Source organism: Natronomonas halophila, assembly GCF_013391085.1.
Classification (GTDB): domain Archaea; phylum Halobacteriota; class Halobacteria; order Halobacteriales; family Haloarculaceae; genus Natronomonas; species Natronomonas halophila.
Window position 1 is genome coordinate 2,972,482 of record NZ_CP058334.1, and the last position, 22,091, is coordinate 2,994,572.

Below are 22,091 nucleotides of genomic sequence, written 5' to 3' on the forward strand. Positions count from 1 at the left end.
TTTTTCCTCGCGTTGCCGTCCTTCGGGAGTAGCGACGCACCCGTAGGACATTGAACGCCTTGGTCGACCAAGCACGGGACTTTCCGCCCGGAGCGCCTATATATTCGAATGGCAGACAACAGAAACAGCCGTGAGAAACAGGCCGACGACGCCGAACGGCGCCAGCGCAAGCGAGCCATCGAAACGGAACTCGAACGGCGCGACGAACCCGAGCCACCGGTCGATACCTCGGAACTCGCCTACTTCGAAACGGAACTCGAAGCGGTGTCGTTCCCGGCGACGGGCGCCGAAGTCGTCGCGGCGGTCGGCGACCGGGAAATCAAATCCGCGGAGGGGGCCTACAAGGCCAAGGTCCTCCTTCCGGATTCCGACGCCGAGTCGTTCGAGAGCCCGGAGGCCGTCCGACAGCGCGTCGAGCGGCCGTCGGTCGGCGGCGCCATGAAGCGAATCGTCGAGGCAACCGACGACCTCTCGAACGTCGAGTTCGGCACGTCCCAGCGGGACGCCTACGAGCGGACCTTCCGGGAACTGGCGGCCATCGACGCCGATGACGACGACGCGGGCATCGGCGCCATCCGTGATTGGGTTCTCGAACAGATCGAGGAAACGGAGAACCTGCCCGGGTCCCGAGCAGTACGCCGCGAGGCAGCGAAGTTCTGCAGAAAGAACGGCTATCAGGTCAGCAACGACGAGTGGCTCGGTATCTGAACTGACCCGCCCTCACGGGCCGACCCACGCGCCTATTTTTCGCGCTGTTGGACGCCGGGCACCGTCTTCAGACCGTCGGCCAGCGTAATCGACGGCTCGAAGCCGAGGCCCTTGCGGGCGGCCGTGACGTCGGCGCAACTGTGCCGGACGTCGCCCTCCCGCGGGTCGGTGTGTTCGATGGGCGAATCCGAGTCCGTCACGTCCCGAATCAACTCCGCCAACTCGCGTATCGTGACGGTCTCGCCGGTGCCGACGTTGAACGCCTCGCCGACGCTGTCGGTGGTCGCCGCAAGCAGGTTCGCCCGGACGATGTCGTCGACGTGGACGAAATCGCGGGTCTGCTTGCCGTCGCCGTTTATCGTGATGGGGTCGCCGGCCAGCGCCTGCTCGACGAAGCGGCTGATGACGCCGCTGTAGGCGCCGCCGCGCTGTCGCGGGCCGTAGGCGTTGAAATACCGGAGCGCGACGGTTGGCAGCCCGTAGAGCGACTCGTAGAGCCGCGCGTACTGGTCGCCCGCGATTTTGGTCACGCCGTACGGCGAGGTAGCCGTCGTCGGATGGTCCTCGTCGACCGGAACGTACTCCGGGTGGCCGTAGATGGCCGCGCTCGATGCGATGACGACGCGGGCGTCCTCTTTGCGGGCGGCTTCGAGGACGCGCAGCGTCGCGCCCGTGTTCGTGTCGTCGGTCTCGATGGGTGCGTCCACGGAGTGTTCGACGCTGACGACCGCCGCCTCGTGGAAGACGGTATCGACGCCAGTCATCACCTCCGCGAGGGTCTCCTCGTCGCGGACGTCGCCGACGACGAGGTCGGCCCCGTCGGGGACGTGGCTTCGGCGGCCCGACGAGAGGTCGTCGAGGACGCGGACGGTGTTGTCGTCGACGAGCGCGTCGGCGATGTGGCTCCCGATGAAGCCGGCGCCGCCGGTGACGAGTACGGTACGGTCGCTGATGTCGTGGTCGATTGAGTGCGTCTGAGTCATGGTAAAAAGCGGCTTCGGGCTATTCGCCCGTTTCGTCGACGTCGATCCAGAGCTGGAGCGTCTGGTCCGGGCTGGCGGCGTCCGCGGGCTCGGTTCCCTTATAAATCTGGAACTGCAGTCGGAGTCCCTCGCCGGTCATCGTCGGCGCGATATCGCGCTCGACGACGGTGCTTTCGCCGTGAGCGAGGTCGACGGCGAAGCGGTCGATTCGCTGTTGGGCGACGACCGTGCCGTCGGCGTCGACCTCCTGGACGACGACCGCGACTTCGTAGGTGACGGGTCGGAATTCGTTGTTCTCGATGTCGAGATGGAGGGGTTGGCCCTCACCGGCGACGAACTCCGTGGGGTAGTCGTCGGCGACGAGGTCGCCCTCTGCGTTCTCGGTGAGGAGGTACGACTCGGTGAAGGCTTCGCCCTGCGTGGGGACGGCGCCGACGAAGGCCACCGACCCGACGAGCGCGAGCACCGCGACGGCCAGCGTCAGGTTCTGGAGGCCCGACCCCATCGAGAGAGTCCCGAGGCTGCGGCCGGCGAAGGGGTTCGCTCGGACCTTCGGCGGCAGTCGGAGTCGGCGCAGTAACGCGACGGCGACGCCGGCGAGGGTCACGCCGCCGATGGCAACGACGGCTGGGAGGAGGCGAATGCCTGCAACCCAGTCTATCACCACGCCGGCGCCGGCGACCACGATGGCACTGAGGACTATCGAGAGGGCGAGGCGGACGGTCCAGTCGGGGTTGCCGTCCCAGGGGGCGGTCGGGGTCTTCCATGTCGACGCGGCCGGTTCCTCCGGGAACAGCGCCGCGACGATGGCATAGCCCGGCAGGAACAGCAGGAACGGTACGCCGAGGAGCCACAGGACCGCCTGCGGGGCATCGACCCCGAGCAGGACGACGGACGTGATGACGGCCAGTTGCGCGACGACGAAGAGGTCGAGCAGCCAGCCGTCACGCTGGAGGAGGTCGCTCATAGGCTCACCCCCGTGTCGACGCCGGGTGTGGTACACATCTTGACCGCGTCGTTCGCGTAGACGTGGTTCCGCGTGGGCGGACACACCCGGTCGGGGTCGACGGTCGAACTCTCGACGGGGCGTTCGGCCTCGGTCGCCGTCGCCTCGTGGAAGACGGCCGGTCCGTAGGTCTGGTAGTCCCGATAGATGACCGGTCTGGGGGAGACCGACCCCGTCTCCTCTAACTCCACGACCCTGGCGGTGTAGCCGCCGAGTGCCTTATAAAGCGTCTGGTAGGGATGGTCGCTGTCGATAATGAGGTCGGATTCCGTCGAGTGAATCGTGCTGATGGTTTCGGCGGCAGCGATTTCCGATTCGGTGTAGGAGTAGCGCGGGTACTCCTCGTCGAAGGCCGGACTGTCGAGGGTCGCCTTCTCGGTGACGACCATCGTCATGGGGTAGCCGACGGCGACGACGACGAGTATCACCAACAACACTCGCCGGGAGGCGTTCTGTGAGAGGTGATAGAGGCCGGCCGCGCCGATGAGCGCGAACACGGCGTACATGAACGCTAGCCAGCGGCCGGGCATGATGGCGCGAATCCCGAACAGCGAGAAGCCGAAGACGATGACGAACATCGCCGCCGCCGACAGCAGGTAGGTGAGCGTGAGTTCGGGCGGCATCTCCATCCGGAGCATCGCGAGGCCGCCCACGACCGCCATCAACAGCAACAGTGCGAACCCGAACCATTCGATGAAGGGGATGGACTGGGCGAACAGGTCCGCGCTTTCGGCGCCGCCCCCGCTTCCGCCGTCGCCGGCGAGGTTGAGGAAGCCGGCGTCGGTGGTGAACACGCGCTGGAGCGTATCGAGCATCTGCAGGAGGAACGGCTGGTCGCCGAACCACGGCGTGTTCAGCCACGAGAGTATCGTGACCGCGAGCGTGACGACGAATACGCCGACGATGCCGACGGTAGACCACGTCGTGGCCCGGCCGTGGCGGGTCCCGAGCAACTGGGTCACGGCGACGGTCACCGCTGCGGCCCCGAGGAACACGAGCAGGATGGCCGTCGACACCTGGTGGGTAAAGACGGTCGCCAGGCTGAACACGAAGAGGAGCCCGACGAGCCAGAGGTCGTCGGTGTAGTACAGTTTGGTGACACAGTAGAGCGCGCCGAGGAAGAAGACGAGACCGAGGCTCGTCGGGATGATGTGGATGCCCCAGCGGATGAACTGGTCGGCGAAGGCGAAAAGCGCCGTCGCGAGAAGCGCCCAGCGGACCGGCACGAAGAGTTTCCCGGTCGTGTAGACGAAAAGCGCCGACAGCGGAAGCAGGAGGCCGGCGGAGAGATACATCCCCGTCCGCACCGACCCGAACGTGAGCGCGCCGATGGCGCCGAGGGTGTGATACAGCGGCGCCATGATGTACTTGCTGTCGGAGATTGCCGACAGCGATTCGGCCTCGACGATGCCGGTGATGTAGACGGGGACGTGCGTCCAGATGTCCACGCCGATGAAACCGGGCGTGAGGAACAGCGCCGTCATCCGAATGACGACGGCAGCGACGAGGATCTGAACCAACACCAGCCCGGGAACAAGGGCCTCGTCGTCGACGACCAGAATCTGAGCGAGAATCGTCGCTCCGATGGCCCCCGTCAGCAGGTAGACGGGCGTCGTCCGCCCGCCCATGGAGTAGGTCAGGAGGACGAGGCCGGCCAGCCCCGCGAAGACGAACGAGGGTAAGTACCCGATGACGGCCCGGGGGAGGACGGCGAACTCGAAGGCCGTCGACTGGCGGTTCTGTGCAGCCAGATAGACCACGCAGGCGACGCCCGCCGCCGTCGGGATGACGACGAAGAGCACCTCCTGGGTCAGCAATCGCAGTCCGAGCAGGAGCACGCTCGCGATGACGCCCACCTTCGCGAGCGTGACATCGAGCCGGTCGCCGACCAGCAACTGCTGGAGTCTGTTCTGGTGACTCATCGGTTCCGGCCCCTTTGTGCGCGGTGCTGTGTCATCGATCCCACACCCCAAGTGGGTCGAAACCCGTGCGGTTCGCCGTGTCGATACTGTCTCCGTTCATTATCTGTCTCACAACCATTCGCCTTGCTTGCCGTAGCGGGATTGCACGGATTGTTATATTCGCCATACCCCGAGCGAAGACCGGGTAGAGAGCGCTTTCTCGGGGGTGAAAACACGACGACGGAACCCGGATATAAGGACTTACCACCGGTACGGATGGATTACTGACACGTCGGCGAAGCCCCGGCCGAAGTCCACACTCCGCAACGACCGCCGCCGCTTACAGCACCGATTCGTACACCGCGCGAATCCGTTCGCCCATCCGGTCGAGGCCGAGCGGTTCGATGGCCGCTCGTCCATCGGAGGGTCCGCCGCGTTCGAGGACGTCGACGAGTCCCTCCACGAGTTGTTGGTCGGTACGACAGACGTGCGAGGGGTCGACTCCCGCGAGGCGTTCGCCGACGTCCCCGACGTCCGTCGCGACGACCGGCAGGTTACACGCCATCGCTTCCTTGACCGAGTTCGGCGACCCCTCGCTTTTCGAGGTCAAAAGCAGCGCGTCGGCGGCGTTCATATATAAAGGCATCCGCGCGTGTGGGACGTCGTGGAGCGTCTGGATGACGATCTCGTCGTCGAGGTGGTCCCGAACCTGCTCGACGACGCGCTCCGCGCGCGGGTAGTCCTTCATCTCCCGTTTGGCCGCATACGGGAAGAGGACGTGTCTGGCGTCGTCCCGCCAGCCGACCGCGGCCCGCGCCTCGGGTCGGGGCATCGGCCGGAACAGTTCCAGGTCGATGCCGTGGGGGATGACGTGGCAATCGACCGCCAGCGCGTCGGCCATCTCCTCGCTCATGACGATGACGGCGTCGGCCCGCCGGGCACACCACTTGCTGAGCGGGGCCATCCCCCCCAGCAGGTCCGACCCCCACAGCGTGAGCACGACCGGGCGGTGCGGCTGGGCCAGCGCCATCGGCGCTGTCAGCCCGTAGTTGGCATGGACGAGGTCGTACGGCTCCAGCGCCTGCCGGAGCACGCGGCCGTAGAACCCGACGTAATCGAGCGGCGAGCGACTGCCCGCCGCCTCGTCGGTGACCCCCCGACTCCCGGCCACGCTCAGCGTCGTCTCCGTGATGCCCTGTCGCTGTAGCGCTTCGACCTGTTGTTCGTAGAACGGTGCGTCATCGTTGGTAACGAGATTCAATACCTGCATGGATGCCCCGACGAGCGGCCGTCTAGCGGGTTCCTCGACGCCGGATAAGTCGACGGGGGCGGCCCGTTCGGTTTGTTATGGTCTCCTTACTGGTACGGGCGACTCCGCGGACGACTGGCGGCATCGCCGAACGGGCTCTTGGCTGTTCTTAACAAAGATTCCTGGTACCCCAGATGCGCCCAGTAATGCCTCCAACTGCCCTGCAGTCTTCGACGGATACCGATGAGTGACGCCGCGCCGAACATCACACTCGTCTCCATCGACAGTCTCCGCGGCGACCACTGTGGCTACCTCGGCGACGACCGGGGACTCACGCCCGAACTGGACGAACTCGCCGCCGAGGGGGTGGCCTTCGAGAACGCCATCGCGACCGGTCCCCAGACGTTTTCCTCGATGCCGTCGGTCTTTACCGGCCGGCCGCGGCCGCCGACTTCCCTCGAAAACTACCCGCAGGAAAGCCACTGGGAGCGGCGGCTGGCGGCCATCGACGGCCACCTGCGCCGCTACGCGTCGCTGGCCGAGCGCCTGCAGGAACTCGGATACGACACGGCGGGTGTGACGCCGAACCCGTGGGCCTCGATGGCCTCCGGCTTCGACCGCGGCTTCGAGCGGTTCGTCGACTTCTCCGACCGCGGGTCGAAGGGATGGCCCCGCGCGCTCGCCGACCGCGTTCCCGGCATCGACGCCGACTCCCGGCCGGTCGAACTACTGTTGAACATGCTCGCTGGCGGGGAGTTTTTCGCCCAGTGGGGGGACCTCTACGACGAGATTCTGCGGACTCGCGAGGGGCTCTCCGAGCCGTACTTCCTGTGGGTGTTCATCCTCGATACCCACTTTCCCTTTATCACCTCCCGGGCCCACCGCGAAGAGCAGTCGCTGCTCGGAACCTACACCAGCGCCTATCGGTCCTCCGAGGCGATGCGGGGCAACTGCGCGGGCATGTCCGAGGAGGTCCGCGAGTCCGTCGGGCGGAGTTACCGCGACACCATCCGCGCGAGCGACGCCTTCCTCGGGCGGCTCCGGTCGGACCTCGCGGCCGACGACCCGGTGTTCATGATCCATTCGGACCACGGGGAGTCCTTCGGCGAACACGGCAACTACGGCCACCACCACAGACAGGTCTACGAGGAGAACGTCCACGTCCCCTACGTCGTCCACAACGCGGACGTGAGCGCGAACGTCAGCGCGCCGACGTCGCTGGCGTCCGTCTACGACACCGCACTCACCGTCGCCCGGGAGGGGACCTTCGACCCATCCGACGTGACCGCCCCGTCCGTCATCGCCTCCAGCGAGTGCGGCACCAACCGGGCCGTTCGAGGCCCGCAGTTCAAATACATCGAGCGGGGCGACGAGCGGCTCCTCTTCGACCTCGACGCCGACCCCGACGAGGTGATGGACCTCTCCGAGCAGCGCCCGGACCTGTGCCGGAAGTTCCGCCGACGGCTGACCCAACTCGATAGCCACACCGCCGAGACGGAGCAACTTCACCGGGCGACGAAAACGCTCGCGTCCCACGGCGGCATCTGACCCACGGGTCTCGGTCGGCTTTCCTTTCGATACGAACGGCGAAAAACAGCGGCAGCAGAGACGGCCGGTGTCGGCTCGGTTCTCCTCTTCGGACGCTCTTCGTCAGACTCGACGCCGTGCCACGAGCAGACCGATGGTGAGCAACGCCAACAGCGTGCCGACGACCCCGAGACTCCCGTCGCCCTCCGACTCGGTTGACATCTCGGCGTCGGCCGCCGCCGTCTCGGTGTCCGGGTCGGTATCCAGCGACTCGGGCGTGGTTGCCTCCGTTTCCGTCGTCGGGGTCGACGTAGTCGACGTCTCGCTCGTGGTCGTCTCCGAGTCGGTTCCACCGTCCGAACCGCCGGCGCTGGCGTCCTCACTGGTCGATTCGCCGCCTTCCTCGACCGTGATCGGCATTTCGACTCGGTCGCCCTCGGCCTCGGCAACGAGCGTCCGCACGCCGACATGGCTCGCACTGCTGTCCCAGGTCAGTTGGGTCCGTACCGTCTGGCCGGGCTGTATGTGGAGGCCATCCCGATCAACAGTCGCGTTGTCGACTGCAAGCCAGGTCTGTGCCGATGCCGCAACCTCGCCCGTGTTCGTCGTGTCGACCGTCACCTCCAGCGTCTCACCGGCGGTAATCGGCGCGTTGGTTTCGACGATGCTGATATTGAAAAACGCGCCCTCCTCTATCGTGGCGGACCCGCGCGGATAGTCGTCGTCGCTCTGGACGCTGAAGGTGGTGTCTCCGGCATCGCCCTCACCCGTCTGCCACCGAAGCGTCACGTTCTGGCTTTCGTTCGGCGAGAGCGTCACCGGTGGGTGTTCCACCGAATCGACGATTTCCAGGTTGTCGTCCTTCAGGTGAATCTGCTGGCTGTCCATCACGTCACCGGTGTTCGTAATCGTGGCGTTGACGACGAGCGGCTCGCCTTCGGTTATCGGCGCGTTCGTCCCCGTAATCTCGACGTCGAAGTTGGCTCCCTCGTCTTCGTGTTCAGCGGCGCTTACCCCGCCAGTAAGTGTAAATAACGTTACTAAAACCACGGTCGCCACCAGCATCCACGTACGGTCTCGAACCATGACTCATACCACAGCGGAATCGTGGTTAAGTATGCACTGGATACCGGACCCGAGCGATTTCGTAGAGTTACGCCGGCGGCGATAAGACGTTCCTACCGGGTGTTTGGGCGGGGCGTACCCCTGTCGCGGCCCTCGTCTCGCCGGTTCGCCCGAATTGCGAGCAGGTAGTTCCGGATTACCCTCCGTTTCCTCCATATAACAAATGATACGCTGGCCCTTCAGTCCGTATGCGACGGGGTTCCAGCGTCTGTCTCCTGACGGTCGTTCTACTGACCTGTGTACTCGGGGGCGCACTCCCGGACCTATCCGCCGCCGACAGCTCGGCGACGGCGGGTACAGGCAACCACTCGAACGTCTCGTCGGTCCTCATTGAACCTGTCTCGCCGCTACCGCCGATTCCCCCGCTTCCTCCGTCATCCCCCACGCCGACGCCAACGGTCACGCCGACGCCCGCCCAGACGCCGACACCTTCGTCTACTCCGTCGGCGACACCCTCAGCGACACCATCGTCGACACCCACAGCGACGCCGTCTCCTTCTCCAACGCCGTCGCCGACTCCGAGCGCGACGCCTGCACCGGCTGCGACGCCGCGGCCGACGGTCGAACCGGCGCCGACGGTCACGCCGACGCCAACCACGACACCGGCCCCGTTCCGGATTTCGACCTCCGAGGAGACGGCCATCGAAATCGTCGACGCATCCATTTCGCCGGACTGGGTTCGGGCGGGCTATACGTCCACGGTCCGGGTGACGCTCCACAACCCATTGGAGCGCGATAACCTGACGGTTCGCATCGTCCACGTCGAGGACCGGATTGCGACGCACAACGTGACCGTCCCCGCGGCCACGACGGTCGACCGCACCTTCGAAGTCACCTTCGAGACTCCCCGCTCCGGCATCCTCGTGGTGAACGACGTCCCGGTCGACGAACTGACCGTAGCCACGGCGGACGACGAGCCCACGACGACGAAGATGGCCACCGAGGTCGACGACCAGCCCGGGTTCGGTCCGTTCGTCGCGCTATTTGCCCTCCTCCTCGGCGTGTTGGCCGCACGTCGGTCGATGCGGGACTGACCGTCGACTCGTTGGCGGTCGGATGCGGTCGGGTCGCCGTCCGGTCCGCCGGGGTTCGTTGGTACTACCGACCCGATAGCAGCGGCGAAAACAGGTTACAGGTAGCCGAGCGACTCCAGGCGCTCCTGGATGGCGTCGGAGTCTTCCGGTTCGCTCTGGCTGTGTTCGGGAACCTCCTCTGGGTGCTCGCCCTCGTCGAGTTCCCGGAGGAGCGCTTCCAGAGCGAAGGTCACGTACTCCTCGACGGACTCGAAGTTCGTCTCCGGAAGCCGCTGTTCGATCTTCGTCCCGACGTGGTCCGGGAGTCGCACGCACCAGGTCTGGTCGGGCCGCTCTTCGGAGGCTGTTCTGTCGTTCGAAGGTGGGTTCTCGGTCATTGTTCGGTGGCGGTTTCGAGAATCGTTTCGACCATTCGTTCGGTCACGTCGGGCTGTTCCTCGATGAGGCGGTCGCGTTTCCGGTGCCATTCGGCCTCGTCGATGCCGGCCTCCACGAGGCGTTTGACCGCCTCGATGGCCCGGTCTTCGTCGCCGAAGGACGACAGCAGGCCGTAGCGGTCCTCCAGTTCGTGGAAGACGTTCTCGTCGTCGTCGCCGACCATCGTGTTCGTCCGGATTGCCGGCGTCCCGAGCAGGGCCGCCTCCGTCGACATCGTCCCGGAGTCGCCGACGTAGAGGTCGGCGTAATAAAGGACGTCGTGGATGGCCTCCGGCGGGGTCGGAAGCGCGTGGTCGGCCAAATCGGGCGGCAGGTCTCCCTCCGCCGAGAGGTAGACCGTCCCGTGCTCGGAGAGCAACGAGACGAGTTCCCGGGCCGACTCCGGCGAGAGGCCGCGATGGCCGACGTCGTGGTAGGCGTCCCACCCGGCCAACCGGATGAGGAAGTACGGCTCCGTCGGGTCGATGCCGTACATCGAGAGCGCGAAGGGCTCCGGTTCGAAGTACTGGGGGTGGAGGTAGGCCAGTTCCTGAAAGTCCAGCGACCGGCGCTTCTTCGCCGAGACGGGCATCTCGAAACTGTCGGGCGCACACACCGTATCGACGAAGGGCAGCGTCATCCGGTAGTTGAGTATGCGCATCAGCCGCGAGTCGATGTGCGTGTCGCTGACGACGACGTTCCGACAGCCGACGACCGTCGAGACGTGTGCGGCCGCGGGACTGAGTCGGCTGACGATGACGTCCGGTTCGAACCGGCGGGCGACCGACAGGAGCCGCTTCTCGCGGAGCAACAACTCCCACATAAGTCCCGGAAACGAATCGCCGCGGGTCGTTATCGGCGCGTGGTCGATGCCGTAGGCGTCGAGCAACTCGACGGTCACCTCCTTGACGCGCGAGGCGACGAACGTCTCGTGGCCGCCGCGCTGCAGTACCGACAACGCGTTCCGGAACAGGTGCACCTGTGCTGGATGACCGATATCGAAGAGGACGCGAACGCCGCTGTCGGATTCGGAGGGCGTCGGCACGTCGTGGTCCGGGGCACTGGTTCCTCGCTCCAGCGTAGCCGACAGTACCATCGCTACGGCCACCTCCCGCCGATGGAGTAGACGGGGACGTCCGCCGACCCCGCATCGACCGCCCGTCGGCCGTCGAGAATCGGCGCGTCGAAGGCCGCCCAATCGAGGTCGGCGAACTCGTCGTGTGGCGTCACCACGACGACGGCGTCGACGTCCTGCTCGTAGACGTCCGGGAGGGCGACCCGTTCGACGTCGAGGTCGTCCCAGTCGTCCAACATCGGGTCCGCGGCGAGCACCGTCGACCCCTCTTCCCGGAGCAGTCGGGCGATGGGCAGCGACGGGGCGTTCCGGAGTTCCTCGATGTTGGCCTTGTAGGTCATCCCCAGCAGGAGGACACGGGAATCGGCCGGGGCGACGCCCTCCGTATCGAGGACGTGCCGGAGCATCGATACGGTGTAGTCGGCCATCCCGTCGTTGATGTCTCGGGCAGTCGGAAGGAGGGGGTCGTCGACGTCGAAGGCGCCGGTGAGGAAGTACGGGTACACCGGGATGCAATGGCCGCCGACGCCGGGGCCGGGGGTGTGAATCTCACAGAACGGCTGTGTGTTGGCGACGTCGATGGCCTCGTTGACGTCGATGTCCATCGGCCGGGAGTACTTCGCCAGTTGGTTCGCCAGCGCGATGTTGACGTCCCGGTAGACGCCCTCGAAGACCTTGACGGCCTCCGCGGTCGTCGCGTCGGTGGTCTCGACGATGCGATTATCGCTGATTTCGTCGTAGATGAGCGCCGCGGCGCGGGTGCTTTCGGCGTCGACGCCGCCGACCACCTTCGGATGGGTCCCGCGAATGTCGGCCAGCGCCTGCCCGCTGACGGTTCGTTCGGGGCAGGCGGCGGCGCCGAACTCCTCGGGGGAGAGGCCGCTCGTCTCGGCCAGCAGGGGGACGACGAGGTCGGTCGTCGTTCGCGGCGGCACCGTCGATTCGACGACGACGAGGTCGCCGGGCGACAGTCCCGCGCCCACGTCCCGGACCGCCGACAGAAGCGCCGCGAGGTCGGGTTTCTGTTCGTCGGTCAACAGCGTCGGCACCATGAGGACGTGGACGGCGGCCTCCTCGGCGGCCGCGGCCGAATCCGTCGTCGCCCGGAAGGCGCCGTCCTCGACCATGTCAGTGACGAGTTCCGAGAGTCCGGGTTCCCGTTTGATATGGCAGTCGCCGTTGTTGATGGTCTGCACGACGTCCTCGTCGATGTCGACGCCGATGGCGTTCCCGGAGACGGCCGCATAGACAGCCGCCAGCGGCAGGCCCATCTTCCCGAGGCCGTAGACGGCGACCGGTACGTCACCGCCGGTGAACGCCGCTCGCTGGGCGGTTTCGTCCTCGGCGGCCCCGTACAGGCCCGTGCGTTCGCCGACCTGCTGGCTCATTGGACCACCCGCTTGGGCTTCAGCGCCATTTCCTCGATATCCGTGGCGATTTCGAGAACGCGAATCGCGTCCTCGGCGGTGACGAGGGGTTCGGTTCCCTCCCGGGCGGCCTCGATGAACGCTTCGAGTTCGGCCTTCAGCGGTTCGCCGTTCTCGACGATGGGGCGTTCGACGACGCTCTCGTGACGGTAGCGGATGTCGCCGTCGGATTCGATGTATTCGGGCAGCGAGCGCCGGTGAATCTCGACGGTCTGACTGATGAAGTCGACGTTCACCCGACAGGAGATGGCGGTAACCGACAGTTTCCGGACCTTCTCCTGAGTGAGGCGGCTCGCGGTCAGGGCGGCGACGCTCTCGTTTTCGAACCGGAACTGGACGGTGGCGTGCCGCTCGTCGCGGGCCGCCGCCGATACCGACTCGATTTCGCTGTCGACGAGTGATAGCAGAATGTCGATATCGTGGACCATCAGGTCCATGATGACGCTGTCCTCGTTGTCCCGGTTCAGGGGCGGGCCGAGGCGGTCGATGTCGATGGCGACGACGTCGAGGTCGGGGACGATATCCGCGAGCACGCGCGTCGCGGGATTGAACCGCTCGATGTGGCCGACCTGTAGCGTAACGCCGGCCGCTTCCGCTCGCTCGGCGAGGTCGCGTCCCTTATCGAGGTCGTCGACGAACGGCTTCTCGACGAGGACGTCGATGCCACGCTCGATACATTCCAGTGTCGTCTCGTAGTGATACGGCGTCGGCACGGCCACCGAGACCACATCGACGGAATCCAGAAGTTCCGAGCGACTCATCGACTGGGTACCGTACTCGGCAGCGACGGTGGCGGCTTGGTCCGCGTCGACGTCCGTAACGCCGACGAGGTTGGCATCGCGCAGCTCGCTGTAGACCCGGGCGTGGTTCTGCCCCATCGACCCGACACCGATGACGCCGGCGTCGAGCCGCTGGGTGGAGGTGTTCGTCTCGGTCATGTGTCGGCCCGATCACTCCGATGGAGGGCGTCGGTGCGTGGGACCGATATCGAACCCGTGTCGGTGGTATCCGGACGGTACCGCGTCCCGTAAGCTGGTGTTACTTCCGGGCGTTCGCACCGACGTCTTCGGGTATGAGTACGGTTTTCGACTACTCGGTAAGACACAGTTCCAATCTCGGCGGAACACCTATTGTTATAGTCTGCTTGCGGCGTGTAGGGGTTTCATACGGCGGTTCGCGCCGGAACGCCGAACGCGGGGGGCCACTCAGAGGTGGGGCTTAGCTCCGACAGGCACCCATTACGTCCCGGACGATTCCGACGATTCGTTGTCTGTCGGCCGCATCGACGTACGGGTGGGTCGGCAGCGTGAGGATTTCGTCCTGAAGTCGCGCGGCGCCGGGGAACTCCTCGGCGTCCAGCGGCGGCCAATCGTAGAGGGCGGCCGTCCCGATGCCCGCCTCGGCGAACCGCCGTTCCAGTTCGGCCCGACGCTCGGTGCCATCGACCAAAATCGGGTAGCGGACGTGCTGATGCTTCGAGAGGCCGTCGACGGGGCGGACGTGCCTGATTCCCGGACAATCGGCCAGTTCGCTCGCGTAGACGCGGGCGGTGTGTTCCCGCTGGCGTCGGTGGTCCTCGAGTCGGTCGAACACGCGGCTTGCGATGGCCCCCTGAAAGTTCGAGAGGGTCGCGAACGGCGGTTCGTATGGGACGCCGAACTTGGCTTCCGGGTGGGTGCTAAAACGGTTATCGTCGCCGCTGAAGCGGTCGAGCCAGTCGCTGGCCTGCGAGTAGACGTAAAACAGTCGCGGGTGACCGAACGCCGCATAGCCCGACAGAACGCCGAGGTTCGGCGAAACGGCGGGACGCCCCTCGTCGGCGAATTCGAGGTCGTCGTTTCGGGAGACGACCATCCCGCCGCCGACCGGAATCGGCTTGCCCTGCTGGAAGTTCAGCACCGAGCAGTCACCGAACGTGCCGAGGCGGTCGCCCTCGTATTCGGCGCCCAGCGCGTAGCCCAGCGCTTCGACGAGGAAGATGTCGTTGTCACGGCAGTACGATTCGATTTCGTCCATCGACGAACCGTAGCCCAACACGTTGACCGCGACGATGGCGAGGGTATCGTCGGTCGGCAGCGCCTGGATGGCGTCCATGTCCAGCGCCATCGTCTCGGGGTCGACGTCGTACCGGGTGAAATCCAGCCCGACGCCCTCGATTGCGTCGGGGAAATCCAGGCTACAGAACGCCGGAATCAACACCTCGGTTCGGTCCTCGGCCGTTTTCGCGTCCAATTCCAGAAGACACGCACCCAGTGCGCGCCGAAACGAGGTGTAGGTCCCGACGGCTGTCGCATCGAGGAACGCCCCGATATCGTTGCGGAACTCGTCGCGGCCGGCCGCCGACAGCTGGCCGGCGACGCCGGCCGCGATGTCGGCCGGACCGAGCGGCGTGACCGCCGCGGGGACGTGCCGAAAGCGACGCGGGCGGTCCCACCCTTCAGAGCCGGTGGCTCTCTCGAGGAGGCGTTCGACCGACGAGGGTTCGTCCTGTTGCATTCGCTGATTGCTTCGGGGCCGTTTTCAAAGGTATGGGCTTCTTACCGGCGGTTCCGGGGCCCGTCACCCCGTTATACGTACCCCAGGTGTTCGAGATGCTGCTGGACGTCGTCGTCGGGACCCGTATCCTCGCTGTCGGTCTCGTGGCTGTACTCGGGCTCGTATTCGCCGGTGTCGGTAGCGCTCAACTCGACCCACGGGACGCGCCGGAGGGTCGGATGCGGAACCCCGATGGGGTGTCTGTGAACGCCCAGTTCCCCGAAGCATTCGCCGTGGTCCGCCGTGAGGACGACCGATTCGGCGTCGATGCTCTGCAGCAGGACCTCGACGTGGTCGAGCGCCCACCGGAGTTCGTCGAGATAGAGCTCCCAGACCGTCTCTTTGGCGACCGTTCCCTCCGCGAGATGCTTCAGGGGCCGGCGCTCGTAGTCGTGGAGGTCCCGGTCCTCCGTTCGGGCCGCCCGCGTGTACGGCGTGTGCGGGTGTTTGTAGTGGATGATGTGTCGGGTCGGGTCCATCGACCGGTGGAGGGAGATCGCCCGGTCGGTCAGGACTTGCGGCGAGAACTGCTCGTCGTCCTCGGGGTTCGACTGCAACGCCGAGTAGAAATTCCCGAACTCGCTTGCGGGGACGATATCCCAGTCGACGAGGTCGAACAGGGGTTCGTTCGACGTGTAGGGGTCGTCGCCCCCTTCGAGGATTTTCGCCGAATAGACGTTCATCGACGTGTACGCGGTTTCGGCGATTTCCTCGCGGTACTCGTTCGTGAACGTGTTCGCGATCCACTCGGGCGTCGCGCTCCCGACGGAGGTAATCGAGTCGATGGCCCGCCCATCGAGGAAATCGTACTCGTCGGCGACCGCTTCGAGCGCATCGACGCGACAGGTGTCCAGAATGACGAGCACGTCCCAGTCCTTGCTGAAGACGTTCGTCCCGAGCGGCATTCTGGAGGTGAGGGCGTACCAGCCGCTCAAGTAGAGTCGATACGGGTAACTCAGTATCTCCTTGAACGACTCGTGATTCCGTTTCATGCAGTCGGCTTCCGGCCATCCTGAGTTAATTATGAACTCCGTACTGCTGTGGGCGGGCGGTAAGAGCCGATTACTCGTTGCGGAGGTGATTATGAGTGCCCTACACCGAGGTAAGCGTCCGTTATCGGGTACGCCCGTGAGTCGCCTTCGGGAGCCATCCGTACGGACATCGTCTAGGTTCCATGGGTTGATGTACCGGTCGTTTATAAGCCGGAGTCGGTGTCGAGGGCTGCGCGCGAGATCTCCGCTCGGTCGGCACCGAAACCGGTATTCCCGCGATACTGGGCGTATAAGAACTCCTTACTGGCCGATATCCACCGCTTACGGCTGAACGAGTCTCGTAAAACGAGCGACTGTGACTGGTTAGCAACCGGTACGCATCCGTAACAATTACTGGTGCGTCCGAGACCAACTGTAGCCAATACCTACTCAATCCCGTAAATAGGGTTATACGAGTAAGTGGGTCATACCCGTCTATGCCAGACAGGCATGATGAACCTACCGCGAAGGAGCAAGACGACCGGGAAACGACGAACAAATCGCTCAGCCGACGACGGCTGATTCAGATCGGCGGGACGGGTCTCGCCATCGGCGCGCTCGGGACGGTCGGGGCGTCGGCCCTGGATACCGACCTCTCCAACAGCATCGTCATCGACGGGACGGTCTCCTCGGAAACAGCGGCCTACGAGTTCCTGACCTCGGGGGATGTCGCGCTACATCCCGACCTCGGTTCGAACACCGATTCCACGAACCTCAACAGCGGCCACGTAACCGGTACCGTCGGGAACGAAACCCACGCTTACCAGTTCAACGGGACGCTTTCGTATCTCGACGTCGACGGGAATGCCGAAATAACGCTTCTCTACGGTGACAGCGGGGCCACGAACACCGACCGCCTCGAAATCGTCGCCGCCAGCGACGGGAGCGTCGACTACCAGATCACGAGTTCCGACACCGTCGAGAAGGTCACCGACAACGGCGACCGCTCGGCCAACGACGGGGAAGACACCGTCACAGAGAACAACGACGGCACGTGGACCGTTACCGGGTCGACCGCCAACGGCTCCGGCGACACCTACGATTTCCACGGCAGTATCGATCATTTCGAACCCGTCACGGGCGACTTCACCCTCTTTTTCAACGGCGAGGAAACGACGGTCACCGAACTGACCGGCCAGAAAGTCGACGACGGTGAAACGACGGTCGACCGCGAGCACTGGTACTCCTTCGAGGCGACCGGCGACCAGTACGCCGACTACTACATCGAGGTCGAGGACGGCGGCAACATGATTCCCTCGACGGTCGACGACGCCGTCATCGAGAACGACTTCCACTGGATCAACGACGACGGGACGAAAGCGGCGGGTCGAATCGACCCCGGCGAAACCCATGCCTACGCGTTCGACACGCTCGTCGCCGACGTCACCATCGACGGCGAGGCCGACGCCACGGTCAATGGCTCGCCGTCCGACCTCAGCAACTACCCGCAGGATACGGCCTCCGGTGACCACTGGAAGGGCTACTTCCCGTGGCATATCGAGGGCGAGACCCGCGATCACTGGTACTCCTTCGAGGCGACCGGCGACCAGTACGTCGACTACTACATCGAGGTCGAGGACGGCGGCGACATCATCCCGTCGCTGGAGAACGACGCGATAGTCGAATACGAGTTCTTCTGGATCGGCGACAACGGCACGAAGGCGGCCGGTCGGGTCGACCCCGGCGAGACCCACGCCTACGCGTTCGACACGCTCGTGGCTGACGTCACGGTCGAGGGCGGTGCGGTTCAACCCCTCGTCAACGGGGCGGAGTCGAACCTGGGCATCTATCCGCAGGATACGGCCTCCGGCGACCACTGGAAGGGCGGCTTCCCGTGGCAGGACGATGACCAGCAGGTCACCAGCGATACGGACGTCGGCATCCGCCACGACCTCTACGACGGCCCGCTCGGTGGGGGCGACGGAATGTCATCGAGCGCCGTCTACAGCGCATCGGACGCGGATATCGTCGTCAACGACGGTAACGTCGATGGGGCGCTCAGCGGTGCATCGTCGGGCGACGTGATTTACGTCGACGGTTCGGCCAGTGGCTTTACCGCCGACGTTTCGAACGTGACGATTGCGGGGAACCGCGGAATCGGCAGCGACGGAGAAATCACGGGTAAAGTCGACGTCGTGGCGGACGACGTGCGCCTCGACGGGCTTAAAATCAGCCCCGGCAGCGGCACGGCACTATCCATCGACGCGCAGAACCTGGTCACCTACAACTGCGCTATCGTCAATGGTAGTAACAAGGTCGTCCGGTTCGAGCGGAAGAACACGGCGGCGCGGTTCACCCAATGTAAGTTCGCCCATTACGACGGGTACGGCGTCTCCCTCAACCACTACGAGCACGACGAAGCCCACAAGGTTGTCTTCGAGTACAACGAGTTCACCGACCTCGGACGCCACGGCCTCATCCTCGGGTCGGCCTGGGCGGCCGTTCGGGACAACCACACGTACGGTAATATGACGGAACTTTCCACGGACCACTGGATTTCGTTCCGCGCGCCCAACGAATACGGCATCAATGGTGGTTCGGCCCCCGTCGAGTGCGGCGCTCCGTGTGGGAACGGCGTCATCGAGCACAACCTGCACGAGATTACGGGGACGGACGGCAAGTCCCGACTCGCCGTCGTCCGCGGCGAACCGACCGACGGCGTCTGGGTTCAGGACAACGAGGCGCCGGGCAACACCGCTCCGACCGGCGGCTGCCACTCCAACGGCACCCACGGCGGCTGGGGCGAGCAGCTCGTGATGCAGAACGCATCGTCGACGAACGACTTCTCCAACGTCTTCATCGAGAACAACCAGCGGTAAGAACGACCCCCGCCTGTCACTGGCGCGTCCGGAATCGGACACGCTACCCGGCGTCTCTCGTTCGAAACGACTTACGCTGCAACGCCGATTTTTAAACGGATGAACCGAGGCCGAATAGCGATGCGATGAATACGTCACAGGCGGTTCATAACAAAGTCTACGTTCCACAGCAACGGGGCATGAGCAGCGTCGCACTCGTCGTCTTGGATACTCTCCGATATGACTACTTCGAGGAGATCTTCGACTGGCTTGATGGTGCCCGATTCACCCGCACGTATTCGACGTCGCACTGGACCGTCCCGGCTCATGCGTCGCTTTTCACCGGCCGGTACGCCAGCGAGGTCGGCGTTCACGGGTCGTCACCGACGCTCGAATGTCCGGAGGGGACCGTAGCAGAGGCGTTTCAGGCGGCCGGCTACCGGACCCGATGTCTCACGGCGAACCCCCAACTCTATCAGTACGACGGGTGGGACCGTGGTTTCGACGAATTCGTCGGAGCGGCCGGGCTCACACCGACTGCTGCCGACGTTTTCGATTGGGCAGCACACATCGAGGAAACCAACCCCGGTCTCGGCCGATATCTCTCCGGCCTCTCGGACTGTCTTTTCGGCGACTGTAATACCGTTCGCTCACTCCGACATGGGTACGAACTCTACCGGACGCCCACGTGGGACGGCGGCGCAAAGGCAGTCAAAAAGCGACTGGAGGCGACGGACTTCGCCGACGACGAGTTCCTCTTCGTCAACCTCATGGAAGCCCACACGCCGTATCACCCGCCGACGGGCGGAGACGACCCCGTCAGCGTCGTTATCGCGGATGCGATCGCCGAGGACGTCACCGACCCCGAAACGGTGCGGGCCGCCTATCGGACTTCGGTCGAGTACCTCTCGGAGGTCTATCGGGAGATTTTCGCGGAACTCGAATCGTCGTTCGACTACGTCATCACCCTCTCCGACCACGGGGAGTTACTCGGCGAACACGGACTGTGGAACCACTCTATCGGCCTGCATCCCGAGTTGATACACGTCCCGCTTGTCATCAGCGGTCCCGACATCACCCCTGGCCTTCGAAACGAGGTGACGAGCCTTCTCGACGTTCATCGAACGACGGCGAGTCTCGCGGGCATCGACGTCGATTCCCGGGGCCGAAACCTGTTCGAACCGCTCGATTCCCGGGAGTTCCTCTTCGAGTCCCACGGGTTGCTCCCGTTTCATCGCGCCCAGTTCGAGCGAAAGGGGTTGTCGGAGGCCGAATTCCGCCATTGGCAGACCCCACTCAATGGATTCGTCGATGGCGATGGGAATTACTGCTACGAGACGGAACCCGGGGATTTCCGGGTTATCGGCGACGGGGACCTGACCGAATCGAAACGCCGACTCGACGACCTCGTCGAGGGAATCGAGAAACGTGACCTGGGGGATGCGAATTTCGAGGTCTCAGATGGGGTGAGAGCACGACTCGAAGAACTAGGCTATGCCTAAATGGGATACGCTGTCGCCTTTCGGTCGTTAGCGTGGATATGTGACCGGTTCGAACGATGTTCGAACGGTTTTTGAAACGGTCCGAGAGTGGCGAAGAACCCGATAATCGTTTCATAACCATACCTGTCCGGCCCGTGCAGTCTATCTGCCTGTAAATGAAAGAGAAATTCGAAGAAGCCATCGGTGACGTCGAGCGACGAGATGTTCTAAGGGGGGCCGGTATTGCTGGCGGTGCGGGCGTTCTTGGTGTCGGGTTATACGGAGCAACCAGGGACGACCCGGGTCCCGAGGACCCGCCGGAAACGCCCGACGGAACCGAGGAACCTACCGAGGAGCCTGATGAACCGCCACCGGAAGAGCGGTTCGATACCGTTGTGAACGCTGTCGAAGCCGGTGCCGATCCGGACGGGAACGAACCGATCAACTTCCTCTTCGAGGAGTACGACGACGACAGCACGCTGTTCGTCTTTCAGTCCGGGACCTACGAGATGGAACCGTTCCAGATAGCCGACCGGACGCAGGTCGGTCTCGTGAAATCGGGGGACGAACGCCCGCGATTCGTCCCTACGGAGGGGGGCTGTCGTGGCGGTCATCCCTACGTCTTCTTCAACGGCGTCGGCGACCTGTTACTCGAGGACATTCGGTTCGATTTCCGCGATACCGACAGCGGTGGGCCCTTACATTTCTATCTCGAGGGCGAGTCGACGATTCGGAACGTCACCTACGAGGGGAGTTGTGAGAACCAGCTCGGAATCGTCAGAATAGATGTCAATGACCCCGACGGCTCCGCGCTCGTCGAGAACTTCCATTCCGTGAACATTCGAGGTGACAAAAAAATCACGGGGATGTACGTAAGCGACAACCACTCGGGTGAACTGACGTTCCGGGACTGCCAAGTGAACGGGTTTTCGGATAATGGCCTCTACGCTTCGGCTCCCGGCGCCCCCAACGGTGGTGATGGCCTGGTTAACGTCATCGGTGGGACCTACCGCAACAACAACATCGCGAACGTCCGGCTCGGTTCGACGGGGGCGAAAGCACAGGACGTGACCGTCGTCGTCGACGGCGAAACGACCGGATGGGGCCAGTTAAACGCCCGTGGCATCCGGTTGCGAAACAAATCCGGGCAACGCATCGACAACTGCGAGATATCCTTCGAGGCGGACGCCGCTGACAGTTTCGGCGCGGTCGTGATTCACGGGTCGAACGGGGGTGGGACCGTCACGGATACGGATATACGGTTGGACCGGGACGATGTCCCCGCAGTCAGGGCGTTCCCGCCCAAAGACGAACCGGACCAAACCCCCGTTTTCGATGGCGTATCGATTACCGGGGATGCCGGTAGCGGGGTGATAGCAGAAATCGCGGGCCGGGACGGGACGGTTTTCCGAAACTGTACTATCGAGCAATCCGGGGCCGATAGACGGGGGTTCCTGTTTCGGGATTCACAGAACTGCCGTATCGTAGATAGTAGTATCGCCGTCGGAAAGCAACCAGCCACGCTGGACGATTCGAGTCTCACCATCGAGAATACCACCATCGCGACGGCGAACGACGAGCAGTTCTTCGAGGAACTCCAACTGGAGGACGAGTCACTTACGCTCTGACGGCCCGCGACTTGCCGTGGTTGGCCCTGCCCTGACTTTTAAATCATCACCGACGGCGTCCGGGTAGGGCGTCCATTACAACTTGATTGAGAGTGCTGGTTCCGATATCTCACCGATACACCGACGACGGCCGACGGGGAACACCCCAATCGTCCCGTCCGGCACC

Annotated in this window: 18 protein-coding genes; 6 read left to right on the plus strand and 12 right to left on the minus strand. The window is 64.4% G+C overall.

The annotated features are described in order from the left end of the window. Window positions 1-108 precede the first annotated feature (108 nt). A complete protein-coding gene (locus tag HWV23_RS15760; RefSeq protein WP_178291336.1) occupies window positions 109-708 on the plus strand; it encodes a DUF5789 family protein in 600 nt (199 codons plus the stop codon). A gap of 32 nt (window positions 709-740) precedes the next feature. Here HWV23_RS15760 and HWV23_RS15765 read toward each other — a convergent pair whose 3' ends face one another. The 4 genes from HWV23_RS15765 to HWV23_RS15780 all read right to left on the minus strand — a co-directional run bounded on the left by HWV23_RS15765 (window position 741) and on the right by HWV23_RS15780 (window position 5,868). Beyond that, complete coding sequence (locus tag HWV23_RS15765) at window positions 741-1,691, minus strand: NAD-dependent epimerase/dehydratase family protein (RefSeq protein WP_178291337.1); 951 nt, start codon at window positions 1,689-1,691, stop codon at window positions 741-743. 19 nt (window positions 1,692-1,710) lie between these two features. Continuing rightward, window positions 1,711-2,658, minus strand: coding sequence for a DUF1616 domain-containing protein (locus tag HWV23_RS15770; protein ID WP_178291338.1), 948 nt, complete (start codon window positions 2,656-2,658; stop codon window positions 1,711-1,713). Then, entirely contained in the window at window positions 2,655-4,619 is a 1,965-nt protein-coding gene (locus tag HWV23_RS15775) for an ArnT family glycosyltransferase (protein ID WP_178291339.1), read from the minus strand. The genes HWV23_RS15770 and HWV23_RS15775 overlap by 4 nt, the downstream gene beginning before the upstream one ends. A 319-nt stretch (window positions 4,620-4,938) precedes the next feature. Continuing rightward, complete coding sequence (locus HWV23_RS15780) at window positions 4,939-5,868, minus strand: glycosyltransferase (RefSeq protein WP_178291340.1); 930 nt, start codon at window positions 5,866-5,868, stop codon at window positions 4,939-4,941. A 222-nt stretch (window positions 5,869-6,090) separates the two neighbouring features. Between HWV23_RS15780 and HWV23_RS15785 the strand changes: the two genes are divergently transcribed. Continuing rightward, window positions 6,091-7,395 carry a sulfatase gene (locus HWV23_RS15785; RefSeq protein WP_178291341.1) on the plus strand — a complete coding sequence of 435 codons (1,305 nt, stop codon included), beginning with the start codon at window positions 6,091-6,093 and terminating at the stop codon, window positions 7,393-7,395. Window positions 7,396-7,497: 102 nt separating this feature from the next. Here the strand turns inward: HWV23_RS15785 and HWV23_RS15790 are convergent, their stop codons facing one another. Next, on the minus strand, window positions 7,498-8,460 hold the full coding sequence (locus HWV23_RS15790; RefSeq protein WP_178291342.1) for a COG1361 family protein: 963 nt from the start codon (window positions 8,458-8,460) through the stop codon (window positions 7,498-7,500). Between the two features lie 175 nt (window positions 8,461-8,635). Next, window positions 8,636-9,163, minus strand: a complete 528-nt coding sequence (locus HWV23_RS15795) for a hypothetical protein (protein ID WP_178291343.1) — start codon at window positions 9,161-9,163, stop codon at window positions 8,636-8,638. A 61-nt stretch (window positions 9,164-9,224) separates the two neighbouring features. Here HWV23_RS15795 and HWV23_RS15800 point away from each other — a divergent pair, with 61 nt between their 5' ends. After that, window positions 9,225-9,533, plus strand: a complete 309-nt coding sequence (locus HWV23_RS15800; protein WP_178291344.1) for a PGF-CTERM sorting domain-containing protein — start codon at window positions 9,225-9,227, stop codon at window positions 9,531-9,533. A gap of 95 nt (window positions 9,534-9,628) precedes the next feature. Here the strand turns inward: HWV23_RS15800 and HWV23_RS15805 are convergent, their stop codons facing one another. From HWV23_RS15805 to HWV23_RS15830, 6 genes are all read right to left on the minus strand, one after another. Continuing rightward, entirely contained in the window at window positions 9,629-9,910 is a 282-nt protein-coding gene (locus HWV23_RS15805; protein ID WP_178291345.1) for a CopG family transcriptional regulator, read from the minus strand. Next, entirely contained in the window at window positions 9,907-11,046 is a 1,140-nt protein-coding gene (locus HWV23_RS15810; RefSeq protein ID WP_246282705.1) for a hypothetical protein, read from the minus strand. The genes HWV23_RS15805 and HWV23_RS15810 overlap by 4 nt, the downstream gene beginning before the upstream one ends. A gap of 2 nt (window positions 11,047-11,048) precedes the next feature. After that, a complete protein-coding gene (locus tag HWV23_RS15815; RefSeq protein ID WP_178291346.1) occupies window positions 11,049-12,413 on the minus strand; it encodes a nucleotide sugar dehydrogenase in 1,365 nt (454 codons plus the stop codon). Beyond that, window positions 12,410-13,390, minus strand: coding sequence for a Gfo/Idh/MocA family protein (locus HWV23_RS15820; RefSeq protein WP_178291347.1), 981 nt, complete (start codon window positions 13,388-13,390; stop codon window positions 12,410-12,412). The genes HWV23_RS15815 and HWV23_RS15820 overlap by 4 nt, the downstream gene beginning before the upstream one ends. A 280-nt stretch (window positions 13,391-13,670) precedes the next feature. After that, window positions 13,671-14,948 (minus strand): DegT/DnrJ/EryC1/StrS family aminotransferase, encoded by a 1,278-nt coding sequence (locus HWV23_RS15825; RefSeq protein WP_178291348.1) that lies wholly within the window; start codon window positions 14,946-14,948, stop codon window positions 13,671-13,673. A gap of 71 nt (window positions 14,949-15,019) precedes the next feature. Continuing rightward, window positions 15,020-15,979 carry an alkaline phosphatase family protein gene (locus tag HWV23_RS15830; protein WP_178291349.1) on the minus strand — a complete coding sequence of 320 codons (960 nt, stop codon included), beginning with the start codon at window positions 15,977-15,979 and terminating at the stop codon, window positions 15,020-15,022. Window positions 15,980-16,455: 476 nt separating this feature from the next. Between HWV23_RS15830 and HWV23_RS15835 the strand changes: the two genes are divergently transcribed. The 3 genes from HWV23_RS15835 (at window position 16,456) to HWV23_RS15845 (ending at window position 21,925) form a co-directional block, all read left to right on the plus strand. Further along, on the plus strand, window positions 16,456-18,837 hold the full coding sequence (locus HWV23_RS15835; RefSeq protein ID WP_178291350.1) for a hypothetical protein: 2,382 nt from the start codon (window positions 16,456-16,458) through the stop codon (window positions 18,835-18,837). 179 nt (window positions 18,838-19,016) lie between these two features. Next, window positions 19,017-20,318 (plus strand): sulfatase-like hydrolase/transferase, encoded by a 1,302-nt coding sequence (locus tag HWV23_RS15840; protein WP_178291351.1) that lies wholly within the window; start codon window positions 19,017-19,019, stop codon window positions 20,316-20,318. Window positions 20,319-20,473: 155 nt separating this feature from the next. Continuing rightward, window positions 20,474-21,925 carry a right-handed parallel beta-helix repeat-containing protein gene (locus HWV23_RS15845; protein WP_178291352.1) on the plus strand — a complete coding sequence of 484 codons (1,452 nt, stop codon included), beginning with the start codon at window positions 20,474-20,476 and terminating at the stop codon, window positions 21,923-21,925. Window positions 21,926-22,091 lie beyond the last annotated feature (166 nt).